This window comes from Enterobacter sp. ZOR0014 (assembly GCF_000798855.1).
In the GTDB taxonomy this organism is placed as follows: domain Bacteria; phylum Pseudomonadota; class Gammaproteobacteria; order Enterobacterales; family Enterobacteriaceae; genus Enterobacter; species Enterobacter kobei.
Map to the genome: position 1 here is coordinate 1 of NZ_JTLF01000396.1, position 6743 is coordinate 6743.

Sequence of the window (6743 nt, forward strand, 5' to 3'; positions counted from 1 at the left end):
ATGGAAGTTTTGCGGCATTCTGGCTACACAATAACAAGGGAAGACTCACTCGTGGCTGCAACCCTGCTTACTCAAAATCTATTCACACATGGTTACGTTTTGGGGAAATTATGAGGGGATCTCTCAGTGCTCAGCATGTTTGAGTGCTTTACTCGCCGCGGGTTGAGAAATATGTAAAACTTCAGCCGCACGCGTTAAGGAACCACAAGTCATTACAGCATAAAAGATATCGAGATGTCTTAATTTCATTCCATGTAGCCTACTGATTATTTATTTCTACGGACTATTCTAACGAATAAAGTATAAATAATCAGATATACTCGTCATAATTCAAATTTTGGTTTAGTTGTCACGAGAATTAATTCGTAAACGTGCAAGCTAAATAGATTGACTAGGGGAATATACGGGGTAAGAAAGCGGCTCGGCATACTGCCCTATAATAAATTGTTAGGAGAAGTACGCCGAGTAGTGTGTAGCTATTAGGTAAAGTATGTACCAATTTCAATAAATATTTTAATTAAGATACTGTTTGAAATATCAACAATAAAGGCACCGACCATAGGAACGACAAGGAAAGCTTTATGTGATGGTCCAAATGCTTTTGTGACTGTTTGCATATTCGCAATTGCTGTTGGTGTTGCTCCCATACCAAAGCCACAGTGACCCGCGCTGATCACGACAGCATCATAATCTTTGCCCATCATTTTGAAGGTGACAAAGCAGGCAAATAGCACCATGACAACAGTTTGTACAGCAATGATAATTAATACTGGCCCTGCCATGCTTGCCAATTGACCAAATTTTAATGACATTAACGCCATTGCCAAGAAAAGCGATAAAGCAACGCTACCTAATACATCGACGGTCGGCTCAAACACTTCGTGTTTAAATACATGAGTCAGTGTATTACGGATAATAATACCGACAAATAAACACCAGACAAAAGTAGGCAGTTGCAGAAAAGTATCTTTAAACAATGCACTGATATAGCCACCAACAACAATACAGATAATCAGCATTGAAATGGTTTCAATAACGTTATTTGCATTGATTTTTCTTTTGACGCTTGGTTGCTCAAAAGCTTCAACGATAGTGTCGCGCTCTTGCTCGGTTGTTTTAGGAATAGAGACCTTTTTCAAAAGATGACGGGCAACAGGGCCGCCAACTAAACCACCCAACACTAATCCAAGTGTTGCACAAGCCATCGCTAATTCAACGGCGCCTGTTACACCATATTTATCAGCGAGAATAGGGCCCCATGCTCCGGCATTACCATGACCACCTGTTAGAGTAATTGAACCTGCAATTAAGCCAATAAATGGACTTTCATTCATCATGACAGCCATACTCATGCCGACAGTATTTTGAATGGCGATTAGGATCGTTACTGCAATAGTTAATAGAACTAACGGCTTTCCTCCTTTAATCAGTCGAGAAAAGTCAGAACTTAGCCCGATAGAGGAAAAGAATGTGAGCATTAATAAACTTTGCAATGAAGCATCAAAAGTAAACGAATAACCTGATGTTTTATCAATAATTAACAGAACAATTGCAACAATAAAGCCACCAACGACGGCTTCTGGTATGTGGTTTTTTTGTAGGAACGGGGTAAATTTTACGACAAACATTCCTATGAGTAGCGCGATACATGCGACTAATAATGTATAACTGGCATCTAGGATCATTTTTTTACCTCTATTAGTTTACCAGAATTTTCACTATAACAATTTAACAATAGTGAAAAATGAAGTTACTTTGGTTAACTAATCTTTAACAATGAGTTTTATTAGGGTATCCATAACTTTTAGTTAATAGGGTCATAATTTTAGTGTGATCTTAATCATGAAATATTAAAAAGATTAAAATAACAACAATGGTATTTAATGATGGGTAAACCTAAATACCATGCGGGATCCGCACTATTTTCGGTGATAGCAAAAAATAAAAAAGTATAAATAATAAACAAAATTATAAGAGAAGGAGAACATGATAAGCGCAGGCCGAGCAATTTAAAGAAGTGTGATATACAACATAAAACAGCAGCATGACCTTTCTATATTTCGTTGCTTATCGAAGTGTTAATTTTCGGGTGGATTACTCTGTTTGTTGATTAATAACGGAGAAAAATATGATTGCTGTAATATTTGAGGTGCAAATACAACCCGACCAACAAACTCGCTATTTGACTTTAGCTGAGGAGTTAAGACCACTATTAAGTCATGTAGCTGGTTTTATTTCAATTGAACGTTTTCAAAGTCTAGCTACAGAAGGAAAAATGTTATCGCTATCTTGGTGGGAAAACGAATACGCAGTTCTGCAATGGAAAAATCATGTTTTACATGCGAAAGCTCAACAAGAAGGGCGAGAGTCAATATTTGATTTTTACAAAATTAGTATTGCTCATATTACTCGCGAATATTCATTTAAAAAGGACAAGGATAATGTTTGATGTTCACGTTGTTTTAGATAATCAAATAGGACAATTAGCATTACTAGGAAAAACATTAGGTAATAAAGGTATTGGATTGGAAGGGGGAGGGATATTTACGGTTGGTGATGAATGCCATGCTCATTTTCTTGTTGAACAAGGAAAGGAAGCTAAAATAGCGCTAGAGCAAGCTGGACTGTTAGTACTTGCGATCCGGACACCATTAATTCGTAAGTTAAAACAGGAAAAACCGGGGGAACTTGGCGAAATAGCACGAGTATTGGCGGAGAATAACATTAATATTTTAGTGCAATACAGTGACCATGCTAACCAACTGATATTAATAACGGACAATGATAGTATGGCTGCATCTGTTACGCTCCCTTGGGCAATAAAGTGAACTTGCGATGGCTAATTTAATACGAAAAGAGGTTACCTTTGAGTCCTCAATAGCCGCGATAGGGGCGGCTATGTCTGACATTTCACGAGTTAAAATACTCAGTGCTTTGATGGATGGGCGAGCTTGGACGGCCACTGAGCTAAGTTCTGTGGCGAATATATCAGCTTCAACGGCGAGCAGTCATTTATCTAAATTATTAGATTGCCAGCTAATCACAGTAGTAGCTCAAGGCAAGCATCGTTATTTTCGGCTAGCAGGAAAAGATATTGCTGAATTGATGGAAAGTATGATGGGGATCTCCTTAAACCATGGCGTACATGCCAAAGTTTCCACGCCAGTGCATTTACGAAAAGCACGTACTTGCTATGATCATTTAGCTGGCGAAGTTGCCGTTAAGATCTATGATTCCCTTTGTCAACAGCAATGGATCACTGAAAATGGTTCAATGATCACATTAAGTGGTATTCAATATTTTCATGAAATGGGAATTGACGTTCCTTCCAAACATTCACGTAAAATCTGTTGTGCGTGTTTAGATTGGAGTGAACGCCGTTTCCATTTAGGTGGGTACGTTGGAGCCGCATTATTTTCGCTTTATGAATCTAAAGGGTGGTTAACTCGACATCTTGGTTACCGTGAAGTTACCATCACGGAAAAAGGTTATGCTGCTTTTAAGACCCACTTTCACATTTAAGTTGTTTTTCTAATCCGCATATGATCAATTCAAGGCCGAATAAGAAGGCTGGCTCTGCACCTTGGTGATCAAATAATTCGATAGCTTGTCGTAATAATGGCGGCATACTATCAGTAGTAGGTGTTTCCCTTTCTTCTTTAGCGACTTGATGCTCTTGATCTTCCAATACGCAACCTAAAGTAAAATGCCCCACAGCGCTGAGTGCATATAATGCATTCTCTAGTGAAAAACCTTGTTGGCATAAAAAGGCTAATTGATTTTCGAGAGTTTCATACTGTTTTTCTGTAGGCCGTGTACCTAAATGTACTTTTGCTCCATCGCGATGACTTAGTAAAGCACATCTAAAACTTTTAGCGTTATTACGTAAAAAATCTTGCCAGCTTTCCCCTTCTAAAGGGCAAAAGTGAGTATGGTGCCTATCTAACATCTCAATGGCTAAGGCGTCGAGCAAAGCCCGCTTATTTTTTACATGCCAATACAATGTAGGCTGCTCTACACCTAGCTTCTGGGCGAGTTTACGGGTTGTTAAACCTTCGATTCCGACCTCATTAAGCAGCTCTAATGCGCTGTTAATCACTTTACTTTTATCTAATCTAGACATCATTAATTCCTAATTTTTGTTGACACTCTATCATTGATAGAGTTATTTTACCACTCCCTATCAGTGATAGAGAAAAGTGAAATGAATAGTTCGACAAAGATCGCATTGGTAATTACGTTACTCGATGCCATGGGGATTGGCCTTATCATGCCAGTCTTGCCAACGTTATTACGTGAATTTATTGCTTCGGAAGATATCGCTAACCACTTTGGCGTATTGCTTGCACTTTATGCGTTAATGCAGGTTATCTTTGCTCCTTGGCTTGGAAAAATGTCTGACCGATTTGGTCGGCGCCCAGTGCTGTTGTTGTCATTAATAGGCGCATCGCTGGATTACTTATTGCTGGCTTTTTCAAGTGCGCTTTGGATGCTGTATTTAGGCCGTTTGCTTTCAGGGATCACAGGAGCTACTGGGGCTGTCGCGGCATCGGTCATTGCCGATACCACCTCAGCTTCTCAACGCGTGAAGTGGTTCGGTTGGTTAGGGGCAAGTTTTGGGCTTGGTTTAATAGCGGGGCCTATTATTGGTGGTTTTGCAGGAGAGATTTCACCGCATAGTCCCTTTTTTATCGCTGCGTTGCTAAATATTGTCACTTTCCTTGTGGTTATGTTTTGGTTCCGTGAAACCAAAAATACACGTGATAATACAGATACCGAAGTAGGGGTTGAGACGCAATCGAATTCGGTATACATCACTTTATTTAAAACGATGCCCATTTTGTTGATTATTTATTTTTCAGCGCAATTGATAGGCCAAATTCCCGCAACGGTGTGGGTGCTATTTACCGAAAATCGTTTTGGATGGAATAGCATGATGGTTGGCTTTTCATTAGCGGGTCTTGGTCTTTTACACTCAGTATTCCAAGCCTTTGTGGCAGGAAGAATAGCCACTAAATGGGGCGAAAAAACGGCAGTACTGCTCGGATTTATTGCAGATAGTAGTGCATTTGCCTTTTTAGCGTTTATATCTGAAGGTTGGTTAGTTTTCCCTGTTTTAATTTTATTGGCTGGTGGTGGGATCGCTTTACCTGCATTACAGGGAGTGATGTCTATCCAAACAAAGAGTCATCAGCAAGGTGCTTTACAGGGATTATTGGTGAGCCTTACCAATGCAACCGGTGTTATTGGCCCATTACTGTTTGCTGTTATTTATAATCATTCACTACCAATTTGGGATGGCTGGATTTGGATTATTGGTTTAGCGTTTTACTGTATTATTATCCTGCTATCGATGACCTTCATGTTAACCCCTCAAGCTCAGGGGAGTAAACAGGAGACAAGTGCTTAGTTATTTCGTCACCAAATGATGTTATTCCGCGAAATATAATGACCCTCTTGATAACCCAAGAGGGCATTTTTTACGATAAAGAAGATTTAGCTTCAAATAAAACCTATCTATTTTATTTATCTTTCAAGCTCAATAAAAAGCCGCGGTAAATAGCAATAAATTGGCCTTTTTTATCGGCAAGCTCTTTTAGGTTTTTCGCATGTATTGCGATATGCATAAACCAGCCATTGAGTAAGTTTTTAAGCACATCATCATCATAAGCTTTAAGTTGGTTCTCTTGGATCAATTTGCTGACAATGGCGTTTACCTTACCAGTAATGTATTCAAGGCTAATTTTTTCAAGTTCATTCCAACCAATGATAGGCATCACTTCTTGGATAGGGATAAGGTTTTTATTATTATCAATAATATAATCAAGATAATGTTCAAATATACTTTCTAAGGCAGACCAACCATTTGTTAAATCAGTTTTTGTTGTGATGTAGGCATCAATCATAATTAATTGCTGCTTATAACAGGCACTGAGTAATTGTTTTTTATTTTTAAAGTGATGATAAAAGGCACCTTTGGTCACCAACGCTTTTCCCGAGATCTCATCTATTGAAACAGCTTGATAGCCTTTTTCAACAAACAATATTCGTGCTGAGTTAACCAGTGATTGATAGGTACTCTTAAAATTTTCTTGTTGATGATTTTTATTTTCCATGATAGATTTAAAATAACATACCGTCAGTATGTTTATGGTATCATGATGATGTGGTCGTGACAATCTTAAGAACATTTAGGTTATTTTATGTATATTGAACAGCATTCTCGCTATCAAAATAAAGCTAATAACATCCAATTAAGATATGATGATAAGCAGTTTCATACAACGGTTATCAAAGATGTTCTATTATGGATTGAACATAATTTAGATCAGTCTTTACTGCTTGATGATGTGGCGAATAAAGCGGGTTATACCAAGTGGTATTTTCAGCGGCTGTTCAAAAAAGTAACAGGGGTCACACTGGCTAGCTATATTCGTGCTCGTCGTTTGACGAAAGCGGCTGTTGAGTTGAGGTTGACGAAAAAAACTATCCTTGAGATCGCATTAAAATATCAATTTGATTCCCAACAATCTTTTACACGTCGATTTAAGTACATTTTTAAGGTTACACCAAGTTATTATCGGCGTAATAAATTATGGGAATTGGAGGCAATGCACTGAGAGATCCCCTCATAATTTCCCCAAAGCGTAACCATGTGTGAATAAATTTTGAGCTAGTAGGGTTGCAGCCACGAGTAAGTCTTCCCTTGTTATTGTGTAGCCAGAATGCCGCAAAACTTCCAT

Annotated in this window: 9 protein-coding genes and 2 pseudogenes; 6 read left to right on the plus strand and 5 right to left on the minus strand. The window is 38.5% G+C overall.

The window, feature by feature from the left end; all coding sequences use genetic code 11:
* Positions 1 to 114 (plus strand): hypothetical protein (locus tag L977_RS25125; RefSeq protein ID WP_032187951.1); only part of this gene is annotated, 114 nt, incomplete at its 5' end.
* 15 nt (positions 115 to 129) lie between these two features.
* Here the strand turns inward: L977_RS25125 and L977_RS24175 are convergent.
* Both L977_RS24175 and gltS read right to left on the minus strand, forming a co-directional pair.
* A pseudogene (locus L977_RS24175) lies at positions 130 to 249 on the minus strand (LysR family transcriptional regulator); the annotation flags it as partial.
* 230 nt (positions 250 to 479) lie between these two features.
* Positions 480 to 1685: a sodium/glutamate symporter gene (gltS, locus tag L977_RS22110; RefSeq protein WP_000599533.1), complete on the minus strand. Its 1206-nt coding sequence runs from the start codon at positions 1683 to 1685 to the stop codon at positions 480 to 482.
* A 443-nt stretch (positions 1686 to 2128) separates the two neighbouring features.
* Between gltS and L977_RS24180 the strand changes: the two genes are divergently transcribed.
* Genes L977_RS24180 through L977_RS24185 form a run of 3 tightly spaced genes read left to right on the plus strand, consistent with a single transcriptional unit; the run spans position 2129 to position 3522 of the window.
* Positions 2129 to 2449 (plus strand): antibiotic biosynthesis monooxygenase family protein, encoded by a 321-nt coding sequence (locus tag L977_RS24180; protein ID WP_000562370.1) that lies wholly within the window; start codon positions 2129 to 2131, stop codon positions 2447 to 2449.
* Positions 2442 to 2828, plus strand: a complete 387-nt coding sequence (locus L977_RS22115) for a hypothetical protein (RefSeq protein ID WP_000460651.1) — start codon at positions 2442 to 2444, stop codon at positions 2826 to 2828. Before L977_RS24180 ends, L977_RS22115 begins: the two co-directional genes overlap by 8 nt.
* A gap of 7 nt (positions 2829 to 2835) precedes the next feature.
* On the plus strand, positions 2836 to 3522 hold the full coding sequence (locus L977_RS24185) for an ArsR/SmtB family transcription factor (RefSeq protein WP_001284954.1): 687 nt from the start codon (positions 2836 to 2838) through the stop codon (positions 3520 to 3522).
* Here L977_RS24185 and tetR(B) read toward each other — a convergent pair.
* Positions 3500 to 4123, minus strand: coding sequence for a tetracycline resistance transcriptional repressor TetR(B) (gene tetR(B), locus L977_RS22120; protein ID WP_000088605.1), 624 nt, complete (start codon positions 4121 to 4123; stop codon positions 3500 to 3502). The genes L977_RS24185 and tetR(B) overlap by 23 nt on opposite strands.
* An 81-nt stretch (positions 4124 to 4204) precedes the next feature.
* Between tetR(B) and tet(B) the strand changes: the two genes are divergently transcribed.
* Positions 4205 to 5410, plus strand: a complete 1206-nt coding sequence (gene tet(B) / locus L977_RS22125; protein WP_001089072.1) for a tetracycline efflux MFS transporter Tet(B) — start codon at positions 4205 to 4207, stop codon at positions 5408 to 5410.
* 112 nt (positions 5411 to 5522) lie between these two features.
* On the opposite strand, the gene tetC is transcribed toward tet(B), so the two are convergent.
* Entirely contained in the window at positions 5523 to 6116 is a 594-nt protein-coding gene (tetC, locus tag L977_RS22130) for a tetracyline resistance-associated transcriptional repressor TetC (protein WP_000428546.1), read from the minus strand.
* Positions 6117 to 6203: 87 nt separating this feature from the next.
* Here tetC and L977_RS22135 point away from each other — a divergent pair.
* A pseudogene (locus tag L977_RS22135) lies at positions 6204 to 6599 on the plus strand (helix-turn-helix domain-containing protein); the annotation flags it as partial.
* 30 nt (positions 6600 to 6629) lie between these two features.
* On the opposite strand, the gene L977_RS25130 reads toward L977_RS22135, so the two are convergent.
* Positions 6630 to 6743: hypothetical protein (locus L977_RS25130; RefSeq protein WP_001466727.1), on the minus strand; the 114-nt coding region annotated here is incomplete at its 5' end.